Origin of the sequence: Enterobacter sp. 118C5 (assembly GCF_034107645.1) — a bacterium.
In the GTDB taxonomy this organism is placed as follows: domain Bacteria; phylum Pseudomonadota; class Gammaproteobacteria; order Enterobacterales; family Enterobacteriaceae; genus Enterobacter; species Enterobacter nematophilus.
Genome location: NZ_JAWNEU010000037.1, coordinates 1 through 1,024, shown reverse-complemented (window position 1 = coordinate 1,024; position 1,024 = coordinate 1). Strand labels below are relative to the sequence as shown.

The following is a 1,024-nucleotide window of genomic DNA, read 5'->3' as shown; positions in this document are numbered from 1 at the left end:
CACTATCGTTAACTGAATACATAGGTTAACGAGGCGAACCGGGGGAACTGAAACATCTAAGTACCCCGAGGAAAAGAAATCAACCGAGATTCCCCCAGTAGCGGCGAGCGAACGGGGAGCAGCCCGGAGTCTGAATCAGCTTGTGTGTTAGTGGAAGCGTCTGGAAAGTCGCAGGGTACAGGGTGATACTCCCGTACACGAAAACACACTTGCTGTGAACTCGAAGAGTAGGGCGGGACACGTGGTATCCTGTCTGAATATGGGGGGACCATCCTCCAAGGCTAAATACTCCTGACTGACCGATAGTGAACCAGTACCGTGAGGGAAAGGCGAAAAGAACCCCGGCGAGGGGAGTGAAAAAGAACCTGAAACCGTGTACGTACAAGCAGTGGGAGCACCTTCGGGTGTGACTGCGTACCTTTTGTATAATGGGTCAGCGACTTATATTCTGTAGCAAGGTTAACCGTATAGGGGAGCCGAAGGGAAACCGAGTCTTAACTGGGCGTTAAGTTGCAGGGTATAGACCCGAAACCCGGTGATCTAGCCATGGGCAGGTTGAAGGTTGGGTAACACTAACTGGAGGACCGAACCGACTAATGTTGAAAAATTAGCGGATGACCTGTGGCTGGGGGTGAAAGGCCAATCAAACCGGGAGATAGCTGGTTCTCCCCGAAAGCTATTTAGGTAGCGCCTCGTGAACTCATCTTCGGGGGTAGAGCACTGTTTCGGCTAGGGGGCCATCCCGGCTTACCAACCCGATGCAAACTACGAATACCGAAGAATGTTATCACGGGAGACACACGGCGGGTGCTAACGTCCGTCGTGAAGAGGGAAACAACCCAGACCGCCAGCTAAGGTCCCAAAGTCATGGTTAAGTGGGAAACGATGTGGGAAGGCACAGACAGCCAGGATGTTGGCTTAGAAGCAGCCATCATTTAAAGAAAGCGTAATAGCTCACTGGTCGAGTCGGCCTGCGCGGAAGATGTAACGGGGCTAAACCATGCACCGAAGCTGCGGCAGCGAC

At 52.8% G+C, this 1,024-nt stretch carries 1 rRNA gene; it reads left to right on the top strand.

The annotated features are described in order from the left end of the window. Positions 1-1,024, top strand: a 23S ribosomal RNA gene (locus tag UTO39_RS22270); the annotation flags it as partial.